General features: G+C 67.4%; 26 protein-coding genes, 1 other RNA gene and 1 riboswitch. Of the genes, 9 read left to right on the forward strand and 18 right to left on the reverse strand.

Features of this window, described 5'->3' with window-relative positions:
• Positions 1 to 3 precede the first annotated feature (3 nt).
• On the reverse strand, positions 4 to 450 hold the full coding sequence (gene mraZ / locus ABB30_RS10795) for a division/cell wall cluster transcriptional repressor MraZ (RefSeq protein ID WP_057638319.1): 447 nt from the start codon (positions 448 to 450) through the stop codon (positions 4 to 6).
• 326 nt (positions 451 to 776) lie between these two features.
• Here mraZ and ABB30_RS10800 point away from each other — a divergent pair, with 326 nt between their 5' ends.
• Positions 777 to 1,553 carry an NRDE family protein gene (locus ABB30_RS10800; protein WP_057638320.1) on the forward strand — a complete coding sequence of 259 codons (777 nt, stop codon included), beginning with the start codon at positions 777 to 779 and terminating at the stop codon, positions 1,551 to 1,553.
• A gap of 54 nt (positions 1,554 to 1,607) precedes the next feature.
• Here the strand turns inward: ABB30_RS10800 and rnpB are convergent.
• From rnpB to rsmI, 3 genes are all read right to left on the reverse strand, one after another.
• An RNA gene (gene rnpB / locus ABB30_RS10990) (RNase P RNA component class A) lies at positions 1,608 to 2,024 on the reverse strand.
• A gap of 61 nt (positions 2,025 to 2,085) precedes the next feature.
• Complete coding sequence (locus ABB30_RS10805; protein WP_057638321.1) at positions 2,086 to 2,823, reverse strand: hypothetical protein; 738 nt, start codon at positions 2,821 to 2,823, stop codon at positions 2,086 to 2,088.
• Entirely contained in the window at positions 2,820 to 3,656 is an 837-nt protein-coding gene (gene rsmI, locus ABB30_RS10810; RefSeq protein WP_057638322.1) for a 16S rRNA (cytidine(1402)-2'-O)-methyltransferase, read from the reverse strand. The genes ABB30_RS10805 and rsmI overlap by 4 nt, the downstream gene beginning before the upstream one ends.
• 90 nt (positions 3,657 to 3,746) lie before the next feature.
• Here rsmI and ABB30_RS10815 point away from each other — a divergent pair, with 90 nt between their 5' ends.
• Genes ABB30_RS10815 through ABB30_RS10825 form a run of 3 tightly spaced genes read left to right on the forward strand, consistent with a single transcriptional unit; the run spans position 3,747 to position 7,208 of the window.
• Complete coding sequence (locus ABB30_RS10815; RefSeq protein WP_057638359.1) at positions 3,747 to 5,462, forward strand: penicillin-binding protein activator; 1,716 nt, start codon at positions 3,747 to 3,749, stop codon at positions 5,460 to 5,462.
• The gene (locus ABB30_RS10820; RefSeq protein ID WP_057638323.1) at positions 5,452 to 5,820 is read left to right on the forward strand and encodes a YraN family protein; all 369 of its coding nucleotides are present in this window, start codon (positions 5,452 to 5,454) and stop codon (positions 5,818 to 5,820) included. The genes ABB30_RS10815 and ABB30_RS10820 overlap by 11 nt, the downstream gene beginning before the upstream one ends.
• Before the next feature lie 8 nt (positions 5,821 to 5,828).
• Positions 5,829 to 7,208 carry an FAD-binding oxidoreductase gene (locus ABB30_RS10825; RefSeq protein WP_152980705.1) on the forward strand — a complete coding sequence of 460 codons (1,380 nt, stop codon included), beginning with the start codon at positions 5,829 to 5,831 and terminating at the stop codon, positions 7,206 to 7,208.
• Between the two features lie 21 nt (positions 7,209 to 7,229).
• On the opposite strand, the gene ABB30_RS10830 is transcribed toward ABB30_RS10825, so the two are convergent.
• The 6 genes from ABB30_RS10830 to ABB30_RS10855 form a co-directional block, all read right to left on the reverse strand.
• Positions 7,230 to 8,810: a CocE/NonD family hydrolase gene (locus ABB30_RS10830; RefSeq protein WP_057638325.1), complete on the reverse strand. Its 1,581-nt coding sequence runs from the start codon at positions 8,808 to 8,810 to the stop codon at positions 7,230 to 7,232.
• Between the two features lie 128 nt (positions 8,811 to 8,938).
• Positions 8,939 to 9,919, reverse strand: a complete 981-nt coding sequence (thiL, locus tag ABB30_RS10835) for a thiamine-phosphate kinase (RefSeq protein WP_057638360.1) — start codon at positions 9,917 to 9,919, stop codon at positions 8,939 to 8,941.
• A 108-nt stretch (positions 9,920 to 10,027) separates the two neighbouring features.
• On the reverse strand, positions 10,028 to 10,510 hold the full coding sequence (gene nusB, locus ABB30_RS10840; protein WP_057638326.1) for a transcription antitermination factor NusB: 483 nt from the start codon (positions 10,508 to 10,510) through the stop codon (positions 10,028 to 10,030).
• Complete coding sequence (gene ribH, locus ABB30_RS10845; protein ID WP_057638327.1) at positions 10,507 to 10,974, reverse strand: 6,7-dimethyl-8-ribityllumazine synthase; 468 nt, start codon at positions 10,972 to 10,974, stop codon at positions 10,507 to 10,509. Before ribH ends, nusB begins: the two co-directional genes overlap by 4 nt.
• 58 nt (positions 10,975 to 11,032) lie before the next feature.
• A complete protein-coding gene (gene ribB / locus ABB30_RS10850; protein WP_057638328.1) occupies positions 11,033 to 12,136 on the reverse strand; it encodes a 3,4-dihydroxy-2-butanone-4-phosphate synthase in 1,104 nt (367 codons plus the stop codon).
• Positions 12,133 to 12,735: a riboflavin synthase gene (locus tag ABB30_RS10855; RefSeq protein ID WP_057638329.1), complete on the reverse strand. Its 603-nt coding sequence runs from the start codon at positions 12,733 to 12,735 to the stop codon at positions 12,133 to 12,135. The genes ribB and ABB30_RS10855 overlap by 4 nt, the downstream gene beginning before the upstream one ends.
• A gap of 73 nt (positions 12,736 to 12,808) precedes the next feature.
• Positions 12,809 to 12,955: riboswitch (FMN riboswitch) on the reverse strand.
• A 156-nt stretch (positions 12,956 to 13,111) separates the two neighbouring features.
• Between ABB30_RS10855 and ABB30_RS10860 the strand changes: the two genes are divergently transcribed.
• A complete protein-coding gene (locus tag ABB30_RS10860; protein ID WP_057638330.1) occupies positions 13,112 to 13,753 on the forward strand; it encodes a hypothetical protein in 642 nt (213 codons plus the stop codon).
• A gap of 183 nt (positions 13,754 to 13,936) precedes the next feature.
• Positions 13,937 to 14,560 carry an outer membrane beta-barrel protein gene (locus tag ABB30_RS10865; protein ID WP_057638331.1) on the forward strand — a complete coding sequence of 208 codons (624 nt, stop codon included), beginning with the start codon at positions 13,937 to 13,939 and terminating at the stop codon, positions 14,558 to 14,560.
• Between the two features lie 69 nt (positions 14,561 to 14,629).
• Here ABB30_RS10865 and ribD read toward each other — a convergent pair whose 3' ends face one another.
• From ribD to ABB30_RS10890, 5 genes are all read right to left on the reverse strand, one after another.
• Complete coding sequence (gene ribD / locus ABB30_RS10870) at positions 14,630 to 15,733, reverse strand: bifunctional diaminohydroxyphosphoribosylaminopyrimidine deaminase/5-amino-6-(5-phosphoribosylamino)uracil reductase RibD (protein ID WP_057638332.1); 1,104 nt, start codon at positions 15,731 to 15,733, stop codon at positions 14,630 to 14,632.
• Positions 15,730 to 16,206: a transcriptional regulator NrdR gene (gene nrdR, locus ABB30_RS10875; protein ID WP_057638333.1), complete on the reverse strand. Its 477-nt coding sequence runs from the start codon at positions 16,204 to 16,206 to the stop codon at positions 15,730 to 15,732. Before nrdR ends, ribD begins: the two co-directional genes overlap by 4 nt.
• A 35-nt stretch (positions 16,207 to 16,241) precedes the next feature.
• Complete coding sequence (locus ABB30_RS10880) at positions 16,242 to 16,667, reverse strand: hypothetical protein (protein ID WP_057638334.1); 426 nt, start codon at positions 16,665 to 16,667, stop codon at positions 16,242 to 16,244.
• Between the two features lie 3 nt (positions 16,668 to 16,670).
• Complete coding sequence (glyA, locus tag ABB30_RS10885) at positions 16,671 to 17,939, reverse strand: serine hydroxymethyltransferase (protein WP_057638335.1); 1,269 nt, start codon at positions 17,937 to 17,939, stop codon at positions 16,671 to 16,673.
• A 171-nt stretch (positions 17,940 to 18,110) separates the two neighbouring features.
• Positions 18,111 to 18,572, reverse strand: coding sequence for an RcnB family protein (locus tag ABB30_RS10890; RefSeq protein ID WP_057638336.1), 462 nt, complete (start codon positions 18,570 to 18,572; stop codon positions 18,111 to 18,113).
• A 225-nt stretch (positions 18,573 to 18,797) separates the two neighbouring features.
• On the opposite strand from ABB30_RS10890, the gene ettA reads away from it, so the two are divergent.
• The 3 genes from ettA (at position 18,798) to ABB30_RS10905 (ending at position 22,400) form a co-directional block, all read left to right on the forward strand.
• Positions 18,798 to 20,462 (forward strand): energy-dependent translational throttle protein EttA, encoded by a 1,665-nt coding sequence (ettA, locus tag ABB30_RS10895; RefSeq protein WP_057638337.1) that lies wholly within the window; start codon positions 18,798 to 18,800, stop codon positions 20,460 to 20,462.
• A 3-nt stretch (positions 20,463 to 20,465) separates the two neighbouring features.
• The gene (locus ABB30_RS10900; RefSeq protein ID WP_057638338.1) at positions 20,466 to 20,954 is read left to right on the forward strand and encodes a DUF2199 domain-containing protein; all 489 of its coding nucleotides are present in this window, start codon (positions 20,466 to 20,468) and stop codon (positions 20,952 to 20,954) included.
• Between the two features lie 129 nt (positions 20,955 to 21,083).
• Positions 21,084 to 22,400 carry an NCS2 family permease gene (locus tag ABB30_RS10905; protein ID WP_057638339.1) on the forward strand — a complete coding sequence of 439 codons (1,317 nt, stop codon included), beginning with the start codon at positions 21,084 to 21,086 and terminating at the stop codon, positions 22,398 to 22,400.
• 63 nt (positions 22,401 to 22,463) lie between these two features.
• Here ABB30_RS10905 and ABB30_RS10910 read toward each other — a convergent pair whose 3' ends face one another.
• Genes ABB30_RS10910 through ABB30_RS10920 form a run of 3 tightly spaced genes read right to left on the reverse strand, consistent with a single transcriptional unit; the run spans position 22,464 to position 25,377 of the window.
• A complete protein-coding gene (locus ABB30_RS10910; RefSeq protein ID WP_057638340.1) occupies positions 22,464 to 23,249 on the reverse strand; it encodes a DUF4197 domain-containing protein in 786 nt (261 codons plus the stop codon).
• A gap of 60 nt (positions 23,250 to 23,309) precedes the next feature.
• A complete protein-coding gene (gene pncB, locus ABB30_RS10915; RefSeq protein WP_057638341.1) occupies positions 23,310 to 24,494 on the reverse strand; it encodes a nicotinate phosphoribosyltransferase in 1,185 nt (394 codons plus the stop codon).
• 46 nt (positions 24,495 to 24,540) lie between these two features.
• Complete coding sequence (locus tag ABB30_RS10920) at positions 24,541 to 25,377, reverse strand: glycosyltransferase family 2 protein (RefSeq protein WP_057638342.1); 837 nt, start codon at positions 25,375 to 25,377, stop codon at positions 24,541 to 24,543.
• Positions 25,378 to 25,428 lie beyond the last annotated feature (51 nt).

Here is a 25,428-nt window from a genome sequence, read left to right on the forward strand (position 1 = left end):
GGTTCACAGTCTCAGGTCGAGCAGGTCATCGCCCAGGTCGCCGTCATCCAGCGTCTGGTCGATCAGCGCGCGATGCGCCTGCTCGCTCCACAGTTCAAATTTGTCGCCCATTCCCATCAGCACCGCTTTCTTCTCGATGCCCACCGCACTGCGGTGGCTGGGGGGCAGCGTGATACGACCATTGCCGTCCAGCTCCAGGTGGGCCGCCGAACCCACCAGCTTCTGCTGCAGGGTGCGCACGGTCTTGCTCATGTTGGGGCGGGCCAGCAGGTCATCGCGCACCTTCTCCCACGCATCGGGGCGGTACAGCCACAGGCAGCCGCGCTCGAAGGGGTTGTAGGTCAGGACCAGACGGTTGCCACACGCCGACGCCACAAGCTCACGCTGGACGGTGGGAACCGTCATGCGCCCCTTGTCGTCAACAGTGATGGCGGTCTCACCCTGGAACACGATTGCTCTGCCTGCCTGTGTTTTTTCAATGAATTATTGAACCACGAAAACCCACAAAAAACCCGGAATTCCCGCTGTTGCCCACCTTAGCAGCGCCCCTCCCCTTGTCAACAACTTTTCCAAGGGCAAATCACTTTCCCGATCAATGGTTTGCAACAATCTTTAGAGACTTGTTCAAGGCTTATCCACAAGTTGCTGTTTCCGCAGCCCTTTCCAAATTTCACAGAAGTTCAGGCCCATGCACGGCGCGTGAAGACCAACCTGCGCCAGCCACTTCGGCCCGGACGCCTCTGGCCGGGCCATGCGCAAACGGCGACACTGCCGCGATGTGCGTACTGGCAATGGCCTGGCAGGCCCACCCGCGATGGCGCTTGCTGTTGATCGGCAACCGCGATGAATTCCACCCACGCCCCACCGCGGCAGCCGCGTCGTGGACAGATGCCCCGTTGCTGGGCGGGCGCGACCTGCGCGCCGGCGGCAGCTGGCTGGCCACCGATGGCCACGGCCGGCTGGCGGTGCTGACCAATGTGCGCGACCCGCAGGCCGCCCAGACCGGGCCCTCGCGTGGCGCCCTGGTGGCCGGCTTCCTGCAGCAGGGCGCCAGCGCGGCCAGCCACAGCCAGGTACTGGCCAGCCAGGCCTGGCCCTACGCCCCGTTCAACCTGCTGCTGGCCGATGCCACCGGTTGCCACTACCTGGGCAACCACCCGCTGCGGCAGGCATCCCTGCCGGCCGGGGTACACGGCCTGTCCAATGCCGGCCTCGGTGCACCCTGGCCGAAGAGCGAACACCTGCGTCTGGCCCTGCAGGATTGGCTGGCCAGCGGCAGCGATGACCACGACCCGCTGTGGCAGGCCCTGGCCGATGAGCACGTACCGGCCGATGCACAGCTGCCCGACACCGGCATCGGCCTGGACCTGGAACGCCAGCTCGGCCCGGTGTTCATCCGTGGCCAGCACTACGGCACCCGCGCCAGCACCGTGGTGGCCATCGACCAGGCCGGGGCCGGCTGGCTGATCGAACGCCGCTACGGCAGCGATGGCCTGTACCTGGGCCAGAGCCACTGGCATTTTGATGGCCACGGGGCATTCACCCAGGCCTGAGCCGGCACCGGCCAACAAAAAACGCCCCGGCAATGCCGGGGCGTTGGAAACAGGAGGCGGAGCCGGCCGATAAGCCGGGTTCTGTCGTGGACAGTCATTCCTCTAGGCGCCACGTCACCGTGACGCTCAAGCAACCTACCCGGATCCAGCGCGGGCCACGCCAATGGATCCCTATTTGGTCTTGCTCCAGGTGGGGTTTGCCGTACCGGTCTGTTGCCAGACTCGCGGTGCGCTCTTACCGCACCATTTCACCCTTGCCACGCCTCCTGCCTCAACCTTGCGGTTGTGCGGAAAACTTGGCCGGACATTCGTCCGGCAAGTACCCGCAGCGGCAGGAGCGTTCGGCGGTATCTTTCTGTTGCACTTTCCGTCGGCTTGCGCCGCCCAGGCGTTACCTGGCACCTTGCCCTGTGGAGCCCGGACTTTCCTCGGCACCCTTAGAAAGGATGACGCGACTGTCTGGCCGGCTCCGCCAGTGTGTATTGTCGCATGTCAGCAGCCGCTTTGACTGTCTGCCACTGCAATCAGCCGATCAGGCACGCTCGACCGCACGAGCACCATCGGCCTGCAGACTCCACACCACCTGGGGATGCACGATCGCCACCTGCTGCCAGTCGGCGAAGGCGTCCTGCGCCAGCAGCTGTTGATGCAACAGTGCCACCCGCTGTTGCCAGTGGCGTGCCGCACCCCCTTGGTCCAGCGGCGCACACGGCAGGGCCGGCAACGGCCAGTTGTCATGCAGCAGCAGGACATTGCGTGGCTGGCGGTTGAAACCCTCGCGGGCGATCACCTCGCGCTTCTTGGCCACTGCCCAGCGCATCACCGCCAGCCACAGGCCTTCGGGGTCCTCACTGTCATAGCCGGGGCGGCCACCACGCGGGGCGAGCAGGCGTTGCAGCATCGGGTTGGACCAGTCCCAGTCGTGTTCACCCGGGGCCAGCACCGGCCGCACCCAGCCGGAGTTGATCTCGCGCAGCTGGGTCTGCAGGCGCTTGAGCTCCTCCGGCACCACTTCCATGCACTCCACGCCAATGGCCAGGCCCGGCGCGGAGAGCAAAAAATCCGGACGTTCGCTGCTGTGCACCCGCAGCGGGTAGGCCAGCTGGCCGGCATTGACCGCCAGCCAGGCCGCCATCAACCAGCGCTCGCGCGGCTTCTTGTCCAGCAGCGCGGCCTGGGTGGCAGGCAGGCTTTCCAGCCCGAGCTGGGCCTGCAGGGCCAGGGCGCTGTCGGCGCGCCAGCTCAGCTCGGCCACCGTTTCCCGGCTCATGCGCCCTGATCAGCCGCCTGGCCATACAGGGCCTTGCGCGGGGCGCCGCTGAGTTCGGCGGCCAGCTTGGCCGCAGTGGAGGGCGGCAGGTGCTCATTGAGCTTGGCGTACAGGCGGCGGCCTTCGGCAATCTGCGCGGCCTGGTCATCGCCGGCGCCCTGCACCATCACCACAAACTCGCCCTTGCGCTGGTTGGGGTCGGCCTGCACCTGGGCCAGCAGGCCGGCCAGGTCACCGTCGAGCACGGTCTCGAACAACTTGGTCAACTCGCGCGCCAGCACCGCCGGGCGGTCAGCACCGAACACGGCCACCATGTCGGCCAGCGATTCCTCGATCCGGTGCGAGGATTCGTAGAACACCAGGGTCGCCGTGGCCCCGGCCAGACGCGACAGGCGCTCGCGGCGGCCACTGGACTTGGCCGGCAGGAAACCCTCGAAGGCAAACCGGTCGCTGGGCAGGCCGGCCACACTCAAGGCAGCAATCGCCGCACAGGCGCCGGGCACCGGGCTGACCTTGATCCCGGCCGCACGTGCCGCGCGCACCAGCTTGAAGCCCGGGTCGGACACCAGCGGGGTGCCGGCATCGGACACCAGGGCCAGCGATTCGCCGGCCAGCAGGCGGGCCACCACCTTGTCGGCGATGGCCTCCTCGTTGTGGTCATGCAGGGCGACCAAGGGCTTGTCGATGCCGTAATGGGCCAGCAACGGGCGGGTATGGCGGGTGTCTTCGGCACAGACCGCTGCAACCGCGCGCAGGGTGTCCCGGGCACGGTCAGACAGATCGGCCAGGTTGCCGATCGGGGTAGCGATCACATACAGCGTAGCGGTGGACATCTTGATAAGACGGCTTTGTCATGGTCAGGGTTAGAATCCTACCGCTTCCTTGCCTCCACCCTGCGGCGCATCCGCGCAATGGACCTCGAGATGAAAAACGCCACCCTGCGGTTGTCCGCCCTGTCCATCAGCCTGGCCCTGCTGGCCGGCTGTGCCACCACGGCCACCACCCCGTCGGCCAGCCCGGCCCAGAGTGCGGCCCTGGCACAGCTCGATGGTGGCCAGCCGCGCGAAGCGGCCATTGCCCTGGAGACCCTGGCCGGCAGCCTGCGCGGTGCGGCACGCAACCAGACCCTGGCCGATGCCGCATGGGGCTGGCACCTGGCCGGCGACAGCGCGCGCGCGCAGTCCCTGCTCACCCAGGTCAACCCGCGCCAGCTTGCCGGCGCCAGCCAGCAGCGCTACCAGCTGCTGCAGGCCATTGCCGCGCTGGCCGCCAACCAGCCGGCCCAGGCCCTGAGCCTGCTGGCCAGCCCCCAGGCCGTGCACGCCCCGCTGCAGGCACCGTGGCTGCAGACCAGCGCCGCCGCCCAGGAAGCGCAGGGCGACCTGTTTGCTGCCGCCGCCAGCCTGCACCGCGCCCTGCCCCTGCTCAGCGGCGCCGCGCGCGATACCGCCCAGGCCGATATCCAGCGCCTGCTGGCCCGCGTCGATGACACCACCCTGCGCAACCGCAGCGCCGCCCTGGCCGCCGATGACAGCTTCTACAACCTGGCTGGCCGCGCACTGATTGCGCGCGGCCTGAGCCTGCCGCGGCCGTTGCAGCTGGACCCGGCCAGCCTGCCCGATTTCAGCCAGCGCGCGGCGGCCGAACGCGACGGTTACCGGCCGCCGGCCCATATCGCCGTGCTGTTGCCGCTCAGTGGCCAGCTGGCCACTGCCGCCGGCCCGGTCCGTGACGGCCTGCTGGCCGGTTACTACGCCGAACACCGCCGCCGCCCGGAACTGCAGTTCATCGATACCGCCGGCACCGCCGCCGGCGCCCTGAGCGCCTATGACAAGGCCGTGGCTGCCGGCGCTGATTACGTGATCGGCCCACTGGGACGTGACGAGGTCGATGCCCTGTTCGCGCGCAGCCAGCTGCCGGTACCGGTGCAGGCGCTCAACCATGGCCGCACCCTGCCGCCGGCCGGCCACCTGGCCTTCTCCCTGGCGCCGGAAGATGACGGCCTGATGGCCGCCGAATACCTGCTGGCGCGCGAACGCCGCAATGTGGCGGTCATCCACAGCAGTGATGACAACGGCCGCCGCGCCGCGGCCGCTTTCGCCAACCAGTTCAAGCAGCGTGGTGGCCAGGTGGCCGCCAGCATCGCCGTCAGTGACAGCCCGACCAACATCGGCAGCCAGCTGCCGGCCGGGGTTGATGGCGTGTTCCTGGCCGTGCGTGGCCCGCAGGCGCGCGCCCTGGCCCCGCAGCTGGCCCTGGCCGGTCTGGGCGGCGCTACCCGCGTGGGCAGTTCGCAGCTGACCTCCGGCACCGGCAAAGCCGAAGAAGACCAGGCCCTGGACGGTATCGCCTTCCCTACCGAGCGCTGGGCCAGCCATGGCGTCGCCGGCCTGCCGGCCGCCAGCGAACTGGCCGGCCGCCTGCCTACCGCCCGCGGTGGCGCTGCGCGCCTGCTCGCCTTCGGCTTTGATGCCTGGAAGATCAGCGCCTACCTGCCGCACCTGGCCACCAGCACCGACCAGGGCCTGCCGGCCGCCACCGGCCTGCTGTACCTGGACGGCAGCGGCCAGGTGTTGCGCCGCCCTAGCTGGTCCACCTTCAGCGGCGGGCACAGCCAGCCGATCATGGATGGCCGCTGAGCACCTGCAACGTGGCGCGGCGGCCGAAACCACCGCGCTGAACCTGCTGCGCAGGGCCGGCCTGCAGCTGCTGGCGCGCAATGCGCGCAGCCGCGCCGGCGAACTGGACCTGGTCATGCTCGACGGCGACACCCTCGTCTTTGTCGAGGTCCGTCAGCGCAGCAGCGCCGCCTTTGGCGGCGCCCTGGATTCCATAGACGCCCACAAGTGCCGGCGTGTGGTCCGCGCCGCCACCGGCTGGCTGGCCGGCCATCCGCAGTACGCGCAAGCCCCTTGCCGCTTCGATGTGGTGCTGGCCGATGGCCAGCCGCCACAACTGCAGTGGCTGCGTGATGCCTTCCGCGCCGACGATTACTGAGCCCCGCCATGTCCGAGTTGCCCGCCGCCTTTCTTGCCGACCTGCATGCCGCCCTCGGCGATGCACTGGATTGCCGCCCGGCCAGCCTGCAGGCCCATGCCGGTGACAACTCCTGGCGCCAGCAGCTGCCGCTGGCGGTGATCAGCCCGACCAATATCGAACAGGTGCAGGCCGCCCTGCGCTGCTGTCAGCGCCACGGTGTGGCCGTGGTACCGCGCGGTACCGGCACCGGCACCACCGGCGCGGCCGTACCGACCCCGGGCAGCGTGGCCCTGTCGCTGGCACGCATGGACAGCATCCTGGCCATCCGCCCGGCCGACCGCTGCGCCATCGTCCAGCCCGGGGTACTCAACGGCACCCTGCAACAGGCACTGCAGGCACACGGCCTGTTCTGGGCACCGGACCCGTCCAGCTTCGAGATCTGCAGCATCGGCGGCAACCTGGCCACCAATGCCGGCGGCCCGCGGGCGGTGAAATACGGCACCACCCGTGACAACGTGCTCGGCCTGAAGGCCGTCACCGCCAACGGCGAGCTGATTGTCTGCGGCGGGCCATGGACCAAGGATGCCACCGGCTATGACCTGACCCACCTGCTGGTCGGCAGCGAAGGCACCCTGGCGGTGATCGTGGAAGCCACCCTGCGCCTGCAGCCACTGCCCGCCGACCGCGCCGGGCTGCGTGTGTTCTATGCCGATGCGGCCAGTGCCGCTGCCGCCGTGGCCCGCCTGATGGGCCAGCCGGTGGTACCCACCGTGTGCGAATTCCTCGACGCGCGCAGCCTTGAACTGCTGCGCGGCAATGGCGCCCAGGTGCCCGAGGCCGGCGCGATGCTGTTGCTGGATGTGGAAGGCGACAGCGACAGCCTGCCCGGCCTGCTCGCCGCCCTGGGCAAGGCCTGCGAGGGCGAGGGCCTGCTGGACATGGATGTGGCCACCGACGGGATCGCGCGTGAGCGCCTGTGGGCCGCACGCCGGGCCCTGTCGCCGGCCCTGAAGACCATTGCCCCGGGCAAGATCAACGAAGACGTGGTGGTGCCGGTCTCGCGCATCCCCGAGCTGGTGGCCGGGGTGCAGGCGCTGTCGGCACGCTTTGCGCTGCCCATCGTCACCTTCGGCCATGCCGGCAACGGCAACCTGCACGTCAACATCCTCTACCACCCCGACGATACCGAGGAGAACCAGCGCGCCCACGCCGCCCTGCCGGAGGTGTTTGCCCTGGTGCTGGCCCTGGGCGGCACCCTGTCCGGCGAGCACGGCATCGGCCTGGCCAAGCGCGACTTCATGGCCGATGCCTTCAACCCGGCCACCCTGGCCTTGATGCGGGCTATCAAGCAGGCCTTCGACCCGGCCGGCATCCTCAACCCGGGCAAGGTCCTGCCGCCGGCCTGAGCCGGCGGCAACCCACCGGAGTTATCGCATCGGCACCTTCAGTTGCGACGGGGCACTGGCCGGCGAGGAGAAGCTCACCGAGCCGAAGCTGCTGGTACGGTCGGCATAACGCGCATCGTTGGTGTCGATCACCAGCACCAGCTTGCGCCCGGCCGGGATCTCGGCCGCGGCCGCTTCCATTTCGATGTCCAGCGTCTGCGCGCGGCCGGCAGTGACATCACGCAGGGTCACCGGCTTGTAGCTGAGCAGCTCGCCCACGCCCAGCGCATTGACGCTGTACAGATAGGCAAACAGCGAGACATTGCGCTGGCTCGGGGTCACCGTGACGCGCAGGCTGGGCGCACCGCCAAGCACGCGCGCACTGGTCAGGGCAGGGGTGCTCCACACCGCCGCACCACTGCGGTTGACCAGCGGAATCGAGGCGGTGGTCGGCAGGCCCAGGCCCTGGAACAGGCCACTGATCATCACCACACCCGATTCGGACACCGTCCCCACATTGGTCAGGATGCCGTGGCTCCAGCCGGTGGCATTGGCGTTGGCCAGGTTGCCGGTCGGGCTGATCAGGCCGCTGGGCTTGGTCAGCCCGTACACCGTGGGGTTGGCCTGTACCGCCGCCCAGCTGGCATAGCCCAGCCACTGCCCACCGGTAGTGGACAGGCGTACCGGCTGCTCGGCCGGCACACCGTTGGCCGCACCCTTGAGGTGGTGGTCAAACCAGCGGGTGGCGGCGGTGTAGACCTGGTTGTCCAGGCCCAGCGCGCCGGTCAGTTCGGCGGTGGCATGGTCGCCTTGGCTGAACAGCATCTGCTTGGGACCGCGCAGGCCGCTGTAGAAGGCGGTCAGCTGGCTGGGCGGAAACAGCGCGTCGTTGTAGGCATTGGCCAGCAGCACGGCGGTGCCGTTGGCATTGATGTTGGCCAGTTCGCTGGCCGCGCCGCGCTCGGCGGCCACCGGCATCACCGCATCCACCGCGCCCTGGAAATCACCGACCAGGGACCTGCTGATCACCGCCGACAGCTCCGGGCCCGGGCGTCCGGTCAGGCCGCCGGCCCCACCCAGCAGCAGGATGCCCTGCCTGGACGGGGTCTGGTTGGCATACAGCGAGGCCTCCAGGTCAGCCCAGCCACTGAGCGCGGTGACCGCCTTGATGCGCGGATCGCGCCCTGCCGCCAGCAGGCTCACCCCGGCGCCGTAGGAAATGCCCGAGGCGCCGATCGCCTGCGGGTTGGAACGGGTGTTGGCCAGGGCCCAGTCGATCACCGAGGACACATCCTCCACCGTGGCCGCGCCGGCCACGTCGATCTTGCCGGCCGAATCCCAGAAGCCACGCGAGGTGTAGCTGACCACCACATAGCCGTCCTGGGCCATCTGGCTGGCCCGGCCCAGATATTCCAGGTTGGGCAGCGACCAGCTGGCCGGCATCACCACCAGCGGGAACGGGCCATTGCCCTGGTTCTTCGGCTCCAGCACCAGGGCGCCGAGTTCGGTGCCATCGAAGCTGGCGATGCGCTCGTAGCGCTTGCTGTACTCACCGGCCCAAGCGCCGGCACAGACGGAAAAGGTCACGGCGGCCATCAGCAACCGTTGCACGCTGCGTTTCATGCGGGTTTCTCCGAGGATCGTTGGCAGCCATCCCGGACGGGAGCTGCACGCCGTGGGGAACGCAGGCAAACCCTACCAAGCCGTACGGAGCCGCTCACGCCGCAATGCGGCAGAGTATGGAACGGCCCTCACACTCCGGAGAAATGGGTATAACCCGGCCGTGACGGATGCCAGGCCGCGCCCTTCCCATCGACCCAGTGCACCCCATGGCCTGCCTCTAGCCGGCCAATGCAGCTGACCGGGACAGCGGCCTGGGCGGCAGCGGCCAGCACTTGGGCGTGGGCGGCGGCCGGGGCGCAGAAGCACAATTCGTAGTCATCCCCACCGGCCGTCTGCAACGGCCACGCCGCCTCACCGGGAGCCAGCTGCTGCAGGGCCGGCGAGGACGGCAGATCGGCCAGCTGCAGATGCGCCGCCAACCCGCTGCGACGGCAGACATGGCCCAGGTCGGCACTCAGGCCGTCGGAGATGTCGATCGCAGCCGTGGCAATACCGCGCAGGGCCAGGCCCAGGGCATTGCGGGGAGCGGGCTGCAACAGGCGCAGGCGCACTGCTTCCAGATCGGCATCGGCCTGCACACTGGCCACATCCAGCTGCCCCTGTTGCCACAGGCGCAGGGCCAGCGCTGCCTCGCCGGGCACCCCGCTGACCCAGACTTCGTCACCGGCGCGGGCCAGGTCACGGCGCAGGGCCTGCCCGGCAGGCACCCAGCCCATTGCGGTGACCGACAGCGACAGCGGGCCACGCGTGGTATCGCCACCGACCAGGGTGATCCCGGCCCGGTCGGCCAGGGCGAACAGGCCGTCGGCAAAGGCGTCCAGCCAGGCCGCCTGACTGTGCGGCAAGGACACGGCCAGGGTGCACCAGGCCGGTTGCGCGCCCATTGCGGCCAGGTCGGACAGGTTCACCGCCAGGGTTTTCCAACCGATGTCGAAGGCTGGGGTTTCAGCCGGGAAATGCACCCCGGCATTGAGGGTGTCGGCGGTGACCGCCAGCACTTGGCCGGGCGGCGGGGCCAACAGGGCGCAGTCATCACCGATGCCCAGAAGCACGTCGGCGCGGGCGGCGGTACGCGCCGCGATGCGCTCAATCAGCGAAAACTCGTCCAGACTCATCGGCAGGCACCCATCGGCAGTACGGCAGATACAACAACGCCGGAACCATCACGGCCCCGGCGCTGCAAGGGCAATGCACCGCAAGGTGCCTGCCCGCACGGATCAACGGCCGGATTCGGCCTTGCGCCATTCCAGCGCGGCATGGTCCAGCACACCGTTGACATAGGTGTGGCCATGCTCGGAACCGAAACGCTTGGCGGTTTCGATCGCTTCGTTGATCACCACGCGGTACGGCACGTCCACGCGGTAGCGCAGCTCATAGGCAGCCACGCGCAGCACGGCGCGTTCGATCGCATCGACCGCTTCCATGTCACCACGGTCCACGAACGGGGCCAGGGCTTCATCGAGCTCACGACGGTTGTCCAGCACACCGTGGACCAGGGCCTCGAAATAGGCCAGGTCGGCCACTTCGTGAGCCTGCTCGTGGGCGAACTGGGCCAGCAGGGTCTGGGCGTTGCCGCCGGAAATCTGCCAGGCGTAGATCGCCTGCAGGGCACGACGGCGGGCGCGCGAACGCAGCACCGGGTCCACGCCATCGCGGCGTACCGGCTTGCCCGACGGCTTGCCGTTCTTGGGGGTGTTCATGGGAGCTTCTCCAGCAAATTGACCATTTCCAGCGCCGCCAGGGCGCACTCTTCTCCCTTGTTGCCATGGCTGCCGCCGGCGCGTGCCTCGGCATCCTCGTAGCGCTCCACCGCCAGCACCCCGTTGGTCACCGGCAGGCGGTGGTCCAGCTGGGTGCGCATCAGCGCTTCGGCACAACGGTCGGCCACATGCTCGTAGTGGCGGGTATCACCGCGCACCACGCAGCCCAGCGCGATCACCGCGGCATGGCTGCCGGCGCCGGCAACGCGCTCGGCGGCCAGGGCCACTTCCCATGCACCGGGAACACGGATCACATCCACCGCGGCGGCATCGATGCCGTTGGCGGCCAGACACTCACGCGCGCCGGTGACCAGCACGTCGGTAATACGGGCGTTCCAGCGCGCAGCGATGATCGCAAAGCGGGCATTGGCGGGGGCGCGAAGGTCGCCTTCGTAATGGCTCATGGGGTCTGGGGACACAAAAGGTGGGTAAGTTTAGCGCGGTCTTGCTGAGCGCCGGCCCTCACGGGGCCGGCAAAGCGACAGTTTCGACAATTTCCAGGCCATAACCGGCCAGACCGACCTGCCGGCGCGGGGTGCCCAGCACCCGCAGCTTGCCCAGACCGAGGTCGGCCAGGATCTGCGCGCCAGCACCATTGCGCCGCCACTGGCCCACATCCTTGCTGTTGCCGGCCGGGCCCGGCTCGGCGCGCAGGCGGGCCAGCAGGCTGGCCGAATCACGCGGCGCGCTGAGCACCACCATCACCCCGCTGCCGGCGGCGTCGATCGCACGCAGGGCATCGGTGGCGGCCACGCCGAAGTCATCCCGGCGCCAGTGCAGCAGGTCGGCCAGCGGGTTTTCCACCTGCACCCGGACCAGGGTCGGGGTGTCCTTGTCCGGGGTGCCACGGACCAGGGCGAAGTGCAGGTCGTGGGCAATGCGGTCACGGTAGGTGATCAGGTTGAAAGCACCGAACTCGGTATCGATGGCGCGCTCGTCCACCCGCTCCACGGTGTGCTCGTTGGCCAGGCGCCAGGCGATCAGGTCGGCGATGGAGCCCATCTTCAGGCCGTGCTCGCGGGCGAACACCTCCAGCTCCGGACGGCGCGCCATGGTGCCGTCGGCATTGAGGATTTCCACCAGCACACCGGCCGGCTCCAGCCCGGCCAGACGCGGCAGGTCACTGGCCGCCTCGGTATGCCCGGCGCGGGTCAGCACCCCGCCCGGCTGGGCGGTGAGCGGGAAGATATGGCCCGGCTGGGTCAGATCAGCCGGCTTGGCATCCGGGCGCACCGCAGTGCGGATGGTGTGGGCGCGGTCGTAGGCCGAAATGCCGGTGGTCACGCCTTCGGCAGCTTCAATGCTCACGGTGAAATTGGTATGGAACTGCGCGGTGTTGTTGCTCACCATCGGCGCCAGGCCAAGCTGGCCGGTGCGCTCGCGGGTGACCGACAGGCAGACCAGGCCACGGGCGTGGGTGACCATGAAATTGATGTCGGCCGGCTTGACCAGCTCGGCGGCCATGATCAGATCGCCTTCGTTCTCGCGGTCCTCGTCATCGACGATGACCACCATGCGGCCGAGACGGATTTCTTCCAGCAGTTCGGGGATCGGGGCGAAGTTCATGCGTTGTCTCCAGCGCCCATCAGGCGTTCGGCGTAGCGGGCGATCACATCGATTTCCAGGTTCACCGCATCACCGACACCGGTGTGGGCAAAAGCGGTGTGCGACACGGTGTGCGGGATCAGGGCGACCTCGAAACCGGCGTCATCCACGGCATTGACGGTCAGGCTGACGCCATCCACACAGATCGAGCCCTTCTTGGCCACATAGCGCAGCAGCGCGGCCGGGGCGGCAAAGCGCCAGCGCAGCGCGCGCGCGTCTTCGCTGATCGCTTCCACCGTGCCCACGCCATCGACATGGCCGCTGACGATATGCCCGCCAAAGCGGTCGGACGGGCGCATCGCCCGCTCCAGGTTGACCTGCGCGCCTTCGGCCAACTGGCCCAGGGTGGTCAGGCCCAGGGTTTCGGTGGAGGCATCGGCCTGGAAGCTGCTGCTGTCAAAGGCAATCACGGTCAGGCACACGCCGTTGACCGCGATGCTCTCGCCCAGGGCGACGGCATCAAACGGCAGGCTGCCGACATGGATGTGGAAGCGGACATCGCCGCCGATCGCTTCGCGCCGGGCAATGCTGCCGACGCCTTCAATGATTCCTGTAAACAAAACGTTCTCCGCAAAAAGTCGAGCGAAAAACGCCGCAAGGCAAACAGGCAAACCTCCCCATGCAGGGAGGAAAAGCCATCTTCTTTCATCCGGACTGTGACCGTCGGCTCCGGCATCGGACCGGATCTGCTGACCATCCGGCAGGCCGGATGCGCTCGCGGGCTCGGGTCTTGCGACCCCTACCGCCGGTGGGGAATTGCACCCCGCCCTGAAGACGTTTGTGTGGTGTCGGCCAGGCCAACACGCCGAAGTATAACCCGTGTCACCACATTCACCTTGATGAATAAATACAATGCGCCCCCACTCCCACCTTGCCCCTTGTCCGTGACGCCTCCCAGGCCCTGCGACGGGCGAGTTTTTGCCTGAAGGAAAACCCATGCGTCTGTCCCTGATTGCCCTGGCCATGCTGGCCACCGCACCGCTCACCGCCCGTGCCGCCAGCCCGGTCAACTACACCTATGCCGAAGCCGGCTACACCCACCTGGATGCCGATGCCAATGACTTTGGCAGCCTCAAGCTCAACGGTGCCTACCTGCGCGGCGCCTGGGCCATCAATGACAGCTTCCATGCCTTTGCCAGCTACAGCCGGGTGGCCGACAGCACCTCGGCCGGTGTGGTCAGCGGCAAGATCGACATCGACGAACTGGCCGTGGGCGGTGGCTGGCAGATGGCCCTGAGCGAGCGTGTGCACTTCACCACCGACCTGGCCTGGGTACGCCTGGCGCAGAGCGAAAAGCTCAGCGGTTTCCCCACCGGCAGTGGCTACGAGCACCTCAACGGCCGCTGGGAAGACAGCGTCAATGCCGGCCGCATCACCATCGGCCTGCGCGGCAAACCCAGCGCCCGCACCGAAGCCTGGATCAAGGCCGGCGTGCTGGATGGCAACCGCATCGACGGTGAATTCGTCGGCACCCTGGGAGGCCAATTCAACCTGACCCCGACCTGGGGCATCGTCAGCCAGGCCGAGTGGACCGGTGACTTCACCCAGTACACCACCGGCGTGCGCGCCCGCTTCTGATTGCACACAGCACCGCAATGACGACGGGCCCTGCGCGGCCCGTTGTTGTTTGGGGGCGGACTGGCGGCCCACTTAACATTTGTGATGCATTTCACGATAATGCGCACCACTCGAACATGAGGTTCGGGTTTCCCGGCCGAGGATGGCCGGGCCAAATGGATCTTCCCCCTACAAGGAACTGCAATGCGCAAGACCCTGATCGTGGCCGCCCTGCTGGCCGCCTGCCCGCTGGCTGCCCATGCCAATGACGCCCTGAGCTACACCTACGCCGAAGCCGGCCTGACCCGCGCCGAGCTGGACCAGGGCGATGATTTCAGCACCCTCAAGGCCAATGGCGGCTACCTGCGCGGCAGCTATGCCCTGACCGGCGCCACCTACGTGTTCGGCGGCTTTACCCGTGTTTCGGACAGCGAGTCGGCCTACGGCATCAAGCTGGAAGGCGATCTGGACCAGTACGAACTGGGCCTGGGCTGGCACATGCCGATGAGCGATCGCGTCGACTTCCTGGCTGAAGCGGCCTATGTACGTCTGGACCTGACCATCAAAGCCAGCTACATGGGCTACAGCGCGCGCGAAAGCGACGCACTCAATGCCGGCCGCGTCAGCCTGGGCCTGCGTGGCACCCCGTCTGCGCGTACCGAAGCCTGGGTCAAGGCCGGCGCGATGGACGGCAGCGACATGGACAGCGAATTTGTCGGCAGCCTCGGCGGCCAGTTCAAGTTCAACCCGACCTGGGGCCTGGTCGGCGACATCAACTGGATCGGCGATGTGACCCAGTATTCGGTTGGCGTGCGCGCCAGCTTCTAAAGCCACCTCGGCGGCGCTCTCTCCGCCGTGATGGACGGGCCCTGCGGGGCCCGTTTTGCTGTCTGCGCTTCAGCCTTGCGGGCGCAGGCGCAGGCGCAGGTCGGCTCCGACCATCAGCACCTCATGCAGGTGCAGCCGTCGCTGCTGTTCCATGGCCTGGATGCCCAGGCCGGACAGCAAGGGCCGGGCCTCATCGCCCATCAGGGTCATGGCCTGATAGAGCAACAGCTCGTCACACAGACCGGCCGCAACCAGCGCGCCGCACAGCTGCGCGCCGGCCTCCACATGCACTTCGTTGATGCCACGCCCGGCCAATGCCTTCATCACTGCCTGCAAGTCCGGCCGGCCATCACTGCCCAGCGCCACCGCGGCGAACTGGGCCTGGCCCCAGTCACCGGCCGGCACGTCTGCGTGCGGCGCATGCAGGTACAGGGTCGGGGTGTTGCCACTGCGGATAGCCACCTTTGCCAGCGAACGCAGCGAGGCATCCAGCACCACGCGCAGGCTGCCGGCCACATCCACCTCGGGCGGCAGGCGCACATCCATGCGCGGATCATCAGCCAGCACTGTGCCGGCACCGGTCAGCACCGCCCCGGCGCGGGCGCGCCATTGCTGCACATCGGCGCGCGCGGCGGCACCGGTAATCCACTGTGAAGTGCCATCGGCCATGGCCGTGCGCCCATCCAGGCTGGATGCCAGCTTGATCCGCACGAACGGCCGGCCCTGCTCGATGCGGGTCAGAAAGCCGATATTGAGCTCACGCGCAGCGGCGGCCATCAGGCCGACCTCCACCGTGATCCCGGCCTCGCGCAGCAAGGCAAAACCACCGCCTGCCACCTGCTCGAACGGGTCGCCCAGGGCGCAGACCACCCGTGCCACACCGGCCTGGATCAAGGCCAGCGCGCACGGCGGTGTACGCCCGTAATGCGCACACGGCTCCAGGGTCACATAGGCGGTGGCGCCACGGGCCTGCTCACCGGCCATGCGCAGGGCATGCACCTCGGCGTGCGGGCCACCGGCGCGGATATGAAAGCCCTCACCCACCACCTTGTCAGCGTGGGCAATGACACAGCCCACCACCGGGTTGGGATGGGCGGTGAAACGGGCGCGCTCGGCCAGCAGCAGGGCTCGCGCCATGTGCGCATGGTCAGCGGCCGAAAACACGCCGGTCATTTCTTGTCGCCAGCATCGCCGGCATCACCTTCCAGGGTGGCAATGGCATTGCGGAAGTCGGCCACGTCCTGGAAGGAGCGATAGACCGAGGCAAAACGCACATAGCCGACATGGTCGAGCTTGCGCAGCTCGTCCATCACCAGTTCGCCGACCTTGATCGAGGGAATCTCGCGCTCGCCGCCCATGCGGATGCGGTGAATCACCGCGCGCACCGCCGCTTCAACCTGCTCCTCGGCCACCGAGCGCTTCTGCAGCGCGCGGTCAAAGCTGGTGCGCAGCTTGCGTGCGTCGAAGGCCTCGCGCACGCCATCGCTCTTGATCACCGGCGGCAGCTTCAGCTCCACCGTTTCCAGGGTGGAAAAGCGCTCGCCACAGGCCTCGCAGACACGGCGCCGGCGGATGGTGGCGCCATCTTCGGAGACGCGCGAGTCGATCACGCGGGTATCGGTGTGCTGGCAGAACAGGCAATGCATGCGAAGGAACTCCTACCGGGGATGGTGCGCGACGATCAGCGTGTCCGGTAACGCAGATACAGCAGGTACAGCGATGACAGCTGGGCCGTCAGCACGCCATACACAATGATGTTTGCCCGGCCCTCCCGCAAGGTCGATACCGCCTCGGCAAGGAAGAACCACAGCGAACAAAGGATGGCCAACTGCAGCAGCCACCACCAGACCCGCGCTGCATCGCGCAGGCCGGCGCTGCCGTGGCGCCAGAAGGCCACCGTCAGCCGGTACCACGCCAACCAGCCGGACAGCACCAGGCCAAACACCGACAGGAACCACCATGACAGCGGTGATGGAAATTCGGCCAGCATGGGCAACCCGCCGAACACCACGGTCACCGCGATGATCGGCAGGCTCAGCCCCGCCGTGACCAGCGACAGCCCCTTGTAGAGGCTGCCGGCCCAGTCAGGCGACGGGACGCAGGTCACGGATCAACCGTAGACCGGGTACTTCTTGCACTGGGCCGAAACCGCCTCGCGCACGCGGGCGATCACGGTTTCATCGGCCGGGGCATCGAGCACGTCGGCAATCCAGTTGGCCAGTTCCACGCAGTCCGCTTCCACGTAACCACGGGTGGTGATGGCCGGGGTGCCCAGGCGCAGGCCCGAGGTCACGAACGGCGAACGCGGGTCGTTGGGCACCGAGTTCTTGTTCACGGTGATGTGGGCCTGGCCAAGAGCGGCTTCAGCATCCTTGCCGGACACATCCTTGCCGATCATGTCCACCAGCATAAGATGGTTCTGGGTGCCGCCGGAGACGATCTTGTAACCACGGGCAATGAGGGTGTCGGCCATGACCTTGGCGTTCTTGACCACCTGCTGCTGGTAGGCGGTGAAGCCCGGCTCCAGCGCTTCCTTGAAGGCCACGGCCTTGGCCGCGATGACGTGCATCAGCGGGCCGCCCTGGATGCCCGGGAACACCACCGACTGCAGCTTCTTGGCGATCTCTTCGAACTTGTCACCGGCGCCAGCCTGGCTGGCGATGATGATGCCGCCGCGCGGACCGCGCAGGGTCTTGTGGGTGGTCGAGGTGACCACGTGGGCATGCGGCACCGGGGTCGGATAGACACCGGCGGCCACCAGGCCGGCCACATGGGCCATGTCCACGAACAGATAGGCACCGACCTTGTCGGCAATGGCACGGAAACGGGCCCAGTCCACGACCTGCGAATAGGCCGAGAAGCCGGCCACGATCATCTTCGGCTGGTGCTCGACGGCCAGGGCTTCGACTTCGTCGTAATCGATCAGGCCGGCTTCGTTGACGCCGTACTGGATGGCGTTGAACAGCTTGCCCGAGGCATTGACCTTGGCGCCGTGGGTCAGGTGGCCGCCGTGGGCCAGGCTCATGCCCAGGATGGTGTCACCGGCCTGCAGCAGGCCGAAGTACACGGCCTGGTTGGCCTGCGAGCCCGAATGCGGCTGCACGTTGGCGTAATCGGCACCGAACAGCTGCTTGAGGCGGTCAATGGCCAGCTGCTCGGCCACGTCCACGTATTCACAACCGCCGTAGTAGCGCTTGGCCGGATAGCCTTCGGCGTACTTGTTGGTCAGCTGGCTGCCCTGGGCCTCCATCACCGCCGGGCTGGTGTAGTTCTCGCTGGCGATCAGTTCGACATGGTCTTCCTGGCGCTGGCATTCAGCGGTAATGGCCTTGGCCAGTTCAGGATCGTAGGCGGCAATGGATACGTCACGCGAGTACATCAGCTGCTCCGGAGGGTGAGGATGCTCAAGTGCCCATTGTAGCCGTTGCGGCTGCCCGCCTCGCTGGCCGAAGGTCACCTTTGCCCAGCCAGGATCCACTTGCCTGCCGCCAAAACCGGACAGGGCGCCCGAGGGCGCCCTGTTGGCTTGTAACTACGCCGCTGCCACGGCTCAATGATGCAGGAGCAGGTCGGCGATGATGCCGGTGGCCACGGCGACCAGCAGCATGTTGCCGCGGTCATCGCGGATCCAGTGGTGGCCACGCGGCGGGCGGCGCAGGTCATAGCGGCTGTAATCGTTGACCACATAGACCGGGCCACGATAGCCGCGGCGGTAGTCGTGACCGCGCGCCCAGCCGTGCGGCGGCGGGCCGTTGCGGTAGACCGCGCGCGGCGGGGCGTAGTAATCGTTGCGGCGGGCGTCACGGTAGCCCTCGCGGTAACCGGCCGAGTAATGGCGACGGTCATCGCGGCGCTCATGGCCACGGCCGCGGTCGTGGCCGCGACCCCGGTCATCCCAGCCATGGTGGCCACGACGGTCGTCGCGGTCACCGGCGGCCTGGGCAGCCGGGGCAGCCATGCCCAGGGCCAGCACGGCACTCAGGGTTGCTACGGCTAGGGAGGTCATCTTCATGGTCAGGACCTGATGGGTGGGTGTGCTGACGTTATTGCGCAAAACAACTGAACCGGGGAAGTACCCTGCCGGGGCGGGGCCGTTTTCGTTCACCTTGCGGCAAGCTGGAGGTCTCAAAACCTTCAGGCAAGCGGCGCGGAACAGCTATAATCAGAGGTTGAATTTTCCTGCGCTGAGCCTGCCCGATCCCCGGGACGGGTGCCGGCGTGCGCTTACGGAGACGCCATGTCTGGCCAATACATCTACACCATGAACCGCGTGTCCAAGGTGGTTCCGCCCAAGCGGCAGATCATCAAGGACATCTCGCTGAGCTTCTTCCCGGGCGCCAAGATCGGCCTGCTCGGCCTGAACGGCGCCGGCAAGTCCACGGTCCTGAAGATCATGGCCGGCGTGGATACCGATTTCGAGGGCGAGGCCCGTCCGCAGGCCGGCATCAAGGTCGGCTACCTGGCCCAGGAGCCGGAACTGAACCCGGAGCACACCGTGCGCCAGGCCGTGGAAGAAGGCGTGGGCGACGTGCTGCAGGCACAGGCCGCGCTGGACCGCATCTATGACGCCTATGCCGAGGAAGGCGCCGATTTCGATGCGCTGGCCAAGGAACAGGAACGCCTGGAAGCCATCCTGGCTGCCGGCGATGCCCACACCCTGGAAAACCAGCTGGACGTGGCCGCCGATGCGCTGCGCCTGCCGCCGTGGGATGCGGTGATCGGCAACCTGTCCGGCGGTGAAAAGCGCCGCGTCGCCCTGTGCCGCCTGCTGCTGCAGAAGCCGGACATGCTGCTGCTCGACGAACCGACCAACCACCTGGACGCCGAGTCGGTGGAGTGGCTGGAGCAGTTCCTGCACCGCTACACCGGCACCGTGGTGGCCGTCACCCATGACCGCTACTTCCTGGACAACGCCGCCGAGTGGATCCTGGAACTGGACCGCGGCCGCGGCATTCCGTGGAAGGGCAACTACACCGAGTGGCTGATGCAGAAGGACGAGCGCCTGAAGCAGGAAGACAACCAGGAAAAGGCCCGCCAGAAGGCGATCCAGAAGGAACTGGAGTGGTCGCGCCAGAACGCCAAGGGTGGCCGCACCAAGGGCAAGGCGCGTCTGGCCCGCCTGGAAGAGCTGCAGAGCGTTGACTACCAGAAGCGCAACGAGACCAACGAAATCTTCATCCCGCCGGGCGAGCGCCTGGGCAACTCGGTGATGGAGTTCAAGAACGTCACCAAGAAGTTCGGCGACCGCCTGCTGATCGACAACCTGTCCATGATCATCCCGCCGGGTGCGATCGTGGGCATCATCGGCCCGAACGGTGCCGGTAAGTCGACCCTGTTCAAGATGATCACCGGGCAGGAAAAGCCGGATTCCGGCGAGATTGTGGTTGGCCCGACCGTGCAGCTGTCCTACGTGGACCAGAGCCGCGACAAGCTGGAAGGCAACCACAACGTCTTCCAGGAAATTTCCGGTGGCCTGGACATCCTCAACATCAACGGTGTCGAGATCCAGTCGCGTGCCTACATCGGCCGCTTCAACTTCAAGGGCCAGGACCAGCAGAAGATGGTCGGCTCGCTGTCCGGTGGTGAGCGTGGCCGCCTGCACATGGCCAAGACCCTGCTGCAGGGTGGCAACGTGCTGCTGCTGGACGAACCGTCCAACGACCTGGACATCGAAACCCTGCGTGCGCTGGAAGATGCACTGCTGGAGTTCCCGGGCAACACCTTCGTCATCTCGCATGACCGCTGGTTCCTGGACCGTATCGCCACCCACATCATCGCTTTCGAAGGCGATTCGCACGTGGAGTTCTTCCAGGGCAACTACCGCGAGTACGAAGAGGACAAGAAGCGTCGCCTGGGCGACGATGCCGGTCCGAAGCGTCTGCGCTTCAAGGCCCTGAAGTAAGCCATGGCCAGTGCATGCGCCACCTGTAACCAGGCCCATGGCGAGCTGCCGTTTGGCTACGGTGCGCGTGCACCGCTGGCCGCCGAGTCCATTCCGGCGGCCGAGCGGGAAGAGCGGCTGGAGCTGGGCAGCGACCAGTGCGTGATCGATGACGCGCGTTTCTTCCTGCGCGCGCATCTGCAGATCGCCGTCACCGATGCGCCACAGCACACCTTCACCTGGGGTGTCTGGGCCGAGGTGACCGAGCTGCAGTTCGACCGTGCGGCCGAGCTGTGGGAAACGGCCAGCAAGCAGCCGCCGATGCCGGGCAAGCTGGCCACCGACGTGCCCTGCTTCGAGGATACCGACGGCCTGCCCGTGCACCTGCACTTCCATGCCCCTGGGCAGCTGCCGACCGTGGTCCTGGAGGGTGATCACCCGCTGGCACGGGAACAGCAGCACGGCGTCAGCCTGCAGCGGATCAAGGCCATTTACGACGCACTGATGGCCTGAGCCAGCGTGCCCGCACGGCGTTGACCTCGCCCATGTTCCACTTCACCGGCTGCCCTTGGCGGCCGGTGTCGTTTCCAGCCCCTGCCCGGCAGCACCGCCCGGGGCTCTCCAGACTGCAGTGAAAAAACCATGTCCCTGCCCGAACGCCTGTTCCAACTCTCCGCCCACGGCACCTCGGTACGCACCGAACTGCTGGCCGGGATGACCACCTTCCTGACGATGTCCTACATCGTCTTCGTCAACCCGGCCATCCTCGGCACCACCGGCATGGACCCGGGCGCGGTGTTCGTGGCCACCTGCCTGGCCGCCGCGCTGGGTTCTGCCATCATCGGCCTGCTGGCCAACTACCCGGTCGGCATGGCCCCTGGCATGGGCCTGAATGCCTTCTTCGCCTTCACCGTGGTCGGCGCGGCCGGGCTGCCCTGGCAGCAGGCGCTGGCTGCGGTGCTGATCTCCGGCATCGTGTTCCTGATCCTGTCGCTGACCGGCGTGCGCCAGTGGCTGGTGGCCGGCATCCCGCCCTCGCTGCGCAGCGCCATCGTGGCCGGCATCGGCCTGTTCCTGGCCATCATCGCGCTGCAGAAATCCAGCGTGGTCATCGGCGATGCCGACACCCTGGTCCGGCTCGGGCCGATGGACAGCCCCGAGCCGCTGCTGGCCCTGGGCGGCTTCCTGCTGATCGCGATCCTGGAGGCCCGCCGGGTGCGCGGGGCGATCCTGATCGGCATCCTGGGCATCACTGCCATTGCCTGGGCCATGGGCCTGGTGCAGTGGCAGGGGCTGATGTCCCTGCCGCCCTCGCTGGCGCCGACCTTCGGCCAGCTGGACCTGGCCGGCCTGCTGCACTGGGAGGACGGCGCCACCTGGTCGGTGCTGCTGCACGTGGTGCTGGTGTTCGTGCTGGTGGAAGTGTTCGATGCCACCGGCACCCTGTACGGGGTGGCCAGCCGCGCCGGCCTGCTCAAGCTGCCCAATGGCGACAAGCGCTTCGGCCGCGCCCTGTTCGCCGACAGCGGTGCGATCACCGTGGGTGCGGTGCTGGGCACCAGCTCGACCACGGCTTTTGCCGAGAGCAGCTCGGGGGTGGAAGCCGGTGGCCGTACCGGCCTGACCGCGCTGGTGATTGCCGCCCTGTTCCTGGCCGCCCTGCTGTTCTCGCCGCTGGCTGCAATGGTGCCACCGTATGCCACCGCCCCGGCTCTGCTGTACGTGGCCGGGCTGATGCTGCGCGAGCTGGTGGAAGTGGACTGGCAGGAGCTGACCGAGGCGGTGCCGGCCGCGCTGTGTGCGCTGGCCATGCCCTTCACCTATTCCATCGCCAATGGCCTGGCCTTCGGCTTCATCGCCTATGCCGTGCTCAAGGCCGGCACCGGCAAGTGGCGCGACGTGCACCCGGCGGTGTGGCTGGTGGCCGCCCTGTTCACCCTGCGCTACGCGCTGGAGTAAGCCGGTAACCATCGCCAGCGATCCGGTGCAGGCGCCAGGCCTGCCCGGATCAACCTGCCCTGCTCAGCGGGCAAACACCTTGCGCAGCAACTCACTGCTGCGCGCGGCCGGGTCATGCCGGATCTGCTTTTCCTGCTCGGCCATTGCGGTGAACAGGGCCTCCAGCGCGCGGTCGGTGACATAACCGTCCAGATCCAGCGCATTGGCATCGATGCCGCTGCCCACACCCAGCTGGTTGGCCAGGGCGGCCAGGCCGGCCGCACGCCCGTTGCTGGCCGAGGTCAGCTCCTTGTAGCGCTTGGTCACCCCGACCTGGTCGGTCTGCTGGCTGACCAGCGGCAGGAAGCGTGCACGCAGGGCGCTGCCGGAGGTGCGGCGGAAATACTGGGTGGCGGCATCATCGCCACCGGCCAGCAGGGCCTGGGCATCGGCCAGGCTCATGTTGCGGATCGACTCGCCCAGCAGTTCGGCCGCCACCGGCACAGCCGCTTCCGCGGCGCGGTTGAGGCTGAGCTGGAAGGCATCCACACGCTCGCCCTGGCCGAACTGGCGCGCCGCGGTTTCATAACGGGCCAGGCTGGCCGGCAGGCCGATGCGATACTGGCTCGATGCCCAGAAACCATCGGTACGGCCCAGCTGGTTGACCGCCTTGGTCGCACCGCTGGCCAGGGCCTCCTTCAGGCCGGCCGCCACTTCGCTGTTGGACAGCGCCTGACTGGCAACCGGCGAGGCCGCGGTAGCCGCAGCGATGGACTGCAGGCGTTCGCGCCAGTTGCCGGCAGCAGCCGGGGGGCTGGCAACGGCCAGCAGCACACTGGCGCCAAGCAGGCACATCACGGGATTTTTCATCGGGACATCCAAAAAAGTGGAACAGGACAAGGCCGGCGCTATGGCAGCGCCGGCCGTATTTCAGGCCGCCGGCTCGGCAGGCAGGTTGAACACCTGGCGCAGGTAGGCCAGATAGCCGGGGTCATCGCACATGCTCTTGCCCGGCGAATCGGACAGCTTGGCCACCGGCTGGCCATTGCAGCGGATCATCTTGATCACGATGTTCAGCGGGGTCGGGCCGAGGTCATTGGTCAGGTGGGTACCCACCCCGAAAGCCACCTGGCTGCGGCCACGGAAGTAGTCATACAGCTCCATCACCTTGGCGATGTTCAGGCCATCGCTGAACACCAGTACCTTGCTCAGCGGATCGGAGCGGTTGGCCTTGAGGTGCTCGATGATGCGGTCGCCCCAGCTGAAGGGGTCGCCCGAATCATGGCGGATGCCATCAAACAACTTGCAGAAGTACATGTCGAAATCACGCAGGAAGGCCTCCAGCCCGACCACGTCCGACAGCGCGATGCCCAGGTCGCCACGGTATTCGCGGGCCCAGCTCTCCAGCGCCACCGATTGCGAATCGATCAGGCGCGGGCCCAGGGCCTGGAAGGCCTGCAGCCACTCATGGGCCATGGTGCCGTGCGGGGTCATGCCGTAGATGCGGGCGAAATGCACGTTGGAGGTGCCCACGAACTGGCTGCCCAGCTGCTGGCGGATCAGCGGCAGCATGTGCCCGTGCCAGGCACGCGAGTAGCGGCGGCGGCTGCCGTAATCGGCAATGCGGCAGTTCTCGAAGCCCGGTGCATCGCGCAGCAGGGCGGTCTTGGCCGCCAGCCGGCGCTCGCCTTCGGCAAAGTCCGCTTCACTGGTGTTGCGGAACCAGACCTCGTTGATGATCGCCAGCAGCGGCACTTCGAACAGGATGGTGTGCAGCCACGGGCCGGTGATGTCCAGTTCGATCTCGCCGGGCACGCTGGCCGAGGGACGCAGGCTGATGTACTTGCGATCCAGCCGGAACAGGCCGAGGAAGTCGACGAAATCAGCCTTGATGTAGCGCAGCGAGCGCATGTACTCCAGCTCTTCGTCGGAAAAGCGCAGGCTGCACAGGTGATCGATTTCTGCGCTGATCTGGTCGATGTAACGGGCCAGTTCAATGCCCGGGTTGCGACATTTGAAGCGATACTGGACGATCGCGCTGGGGTACTGGTGCAGCACCGCCTGCATCATCGTGAACTTGTACAGGTCGGTGTCGAGCAGGGATTGGATGATCATGCCGGCATTATGCCCGGCACGTTTGCCCGGCAGTGTGAGCCGCAGCTCAACGTTTGAGCGCGATCTTTGGCACCAGCAACAGGGCATGGGCCCAGATCGCACCCCACACCGCCGCGCGCAGCAGCGGGCCGCGCGAGGGTGCTTCAAAGCGCTGGAAATAGCGCCACAGGCCGCGGTGCTTGTGCCACTCCACGAAGAACGGGCGCGAGCGGCTGGAGACCCCGCGCACATGCACCACCTGCAGGTCATTGGCGATGGCGATGGTGGCCCCGGCCTGGCGCGCACGCCGGCACAGGTCCAGGTCTTCGGCATGCAGGCGGTAGCCGGCATCCCAGCCATCGAGGCGGTCAAACAGGCCGCGCGGCATCAGCAGCAGGGCACCGGACAGCGCCGGCACCGGCTGCAGGGCCTGCGCCGGGTCGGCCGGCAGCGCCAGCTGCATGCCGCTGCGTGGATTGCGCAGCATCGCGGCAAAATCCGGATCGCGCCGGCGCACCGCCGGGTCCGGCCGGCCGTGCACATCGACCTGTTCCACACCCAGGATGCAGTCCCCCAGCGCCTGGCCACGTGCCACCAGCGCGGCCAGGGTATCGGCCTCCACCATCAGGTCCGGGTTGATGAAGGCCAGCCACGGCGCACTGCCATCGGCCACACCCTGGTTGTTGGCCGCGGCAAAACCCGGGTTGTCGGCATTGGCAATGAAGCGCACCCGCGCATCGGCCGCGGCATGGCGCTGGGCGATGGCCACGCTGGCATCGACCGAGCCGTTGTCCACCACCCGGATCTGGCTGATGCCGTCAGCGGCGCGCAGGCGCAGCAGGCAGTCCTCCAGGGTCGAGGCGCTGTTGTAGGTGACAACCACGGCACAGATGGCAGCAGGCAAGCGGTACTCCGATCCCTTGCGGGCAAGACAATGCAACAGGGCCGGTATTAT

This window comes from Stenotrophomonas ginsengisoli, from assembly GCF_001431485.1.
In the GTDB taxonomy this organism is placed as follows: Bacteria; Pseudomonadota; Gammaproteobacteria; order Xanthomonadales; family Xanthomonadaceae; genus Stenotrophomonas; species Stenotrophomonas ginsengisoli.